This is a genomic window from Pseudovibrio sp. W64 (genome assembly GCF_001623145.1).
GTDB lineage: Bacteria > Pseudomonadota > Alphaproteobacteria > Rhizobiales > Stappiaceae > Pseudovibrio.
The window spans coordinates 1-1,413 of sequence record NZ_LMCI01000044.1; the positions used below are offsets into that span (position 1 = coordinate 1).

The 1,413-nt window shown below is 50.5% G+C and carries 1 protein-coding gene and 1 pseudogene; both read right to left on the reverse strand.

The window, feature by feature from the left end:
* A partial coding sequence (locus PsW64_RS25645) for a tyrosine-type recombinase/integrase (RefSeq protein ID WP_063305464.1) occupies positions 1-853 on the reverse strand: 853 nt, incomplete at its 3' end.
* Between the two features lie 316 nt (positions 854-1,169).
* Positions 1,170-1,413 (reverse strand): annotated as a pseudogene (locus PsW64_RS25650) (MerR family transcriptional regulator); the annotation flags it as partial.

Genomic DNA, 1,413 nt, shown 5'->3' on the forward strand with positions numbered 1-1,413 from the left:
CCGACTCAATCAGGTTCTTATCTTCTAATTGGATGCGCAGCTTTCTCCACGATGCTCTGAACCCCGAGACAGTCCATGGTTGCCCTCTGGAGTTTGCACAAAGTGTTGGAGCCGAGTGGGTAGATGCTTCATCAAGAGCTGCTTTCAAAGGTGCAATGACAGGCCAAAAGACCTGAGCCCCTGTTTTGGCTCGCCGTGTTGAGATGAAACCATTTTGGTATTGCTGCTTGGCAAGCGTAAGCGCGTCTTGAGGGCCAAGCCCCGTATACATCATCAAGGTAAGGGCAGGGATCATTTGAGGAGGAGCGTGTTTTAAAACGATCCTGCGCTCTTCATCCGTCCAGGGCCGATTGGCGATTGGAGCGTTCTTAGGTTTGCGAATGGATTTAACCCCAAGGGCGAGGTTTTCTTTGATGAACCCACGCTCCTTGCCCCATGAAAACAAAACAGAGAGCACTTGCTTTACATAGTTGGCAAAGCGCCTTTTACGTTGTTCCTCTGCCTTGTCTCTGAGTTTGACAATGAAGGGTGAGGTAAAGCGGGTGAGGGGTGTGTTGTTGATTGGTGCCAGATAATCAAAGACCTTCTGGTAGTCCGACTTGGTGCGATCAGCCAGTTCAAGAAAGGCAGAGCTGGCGCGATACTTGTCAATCAGATTGCCGAGCGTGCCCGGCCTGCTGGTATCAGCCACGGACATTAAGCTTGTTAGTCGCTCGCATTCCGCCAGAAAGGCAGCACTGCCAATTGGCGCCTTTTCCAGATTGATCGGCTCACCAGTCTTGCGATGATAACACCGCAGCTTGCCATGCTGGTCATTGAAGATCTTGAAGCCTTTGACCCGGACTATCGTCATATCAGGCTCCCAGCTGATTGAGGAGATCATCTGATGGACGGCTGTCTTCCTTTAAGCCTTCAATCCAGCGATCCAGATCCTTTACATCCCAGACCTTACGCCCTCCAGGAAGAAGAACAGCGGGAACCGGGCAATTGGCCAGAAAGCTGGTTGCACTTAGTCCGCAATAGGAGGCCGCAGAGCTCTCTTCAGCATGCGATACGGCTGGATACTCAAGTTCAACTGCGCTCTCGCCATATCGACCCCCTCTCGATCTTAAGGCTATAGATGTTTTGATGCCGATAGCATGGGCCTGTGATTTAATGAGCCAAAGCGGTTATTCGCTCTCCTCACAAACCTTGGTGTAAGATACGAGCACTTTCAAAAACAAAGCTCCGCAATCGACAATATGATAGGCAGGCTGACGTTTTGAGCTTCGCATAATCTGAGTGATCGCCTCTAGAAGCTCTTCCAGTCCGACATGCATCTGTAGCTGAATATTTTCCTCATCCATTGCATTGTTGCAAAGGCAGAAGACGCCACTTTCTGTGCCGAGAATATCGGGCCATTTGTTGGCAAGC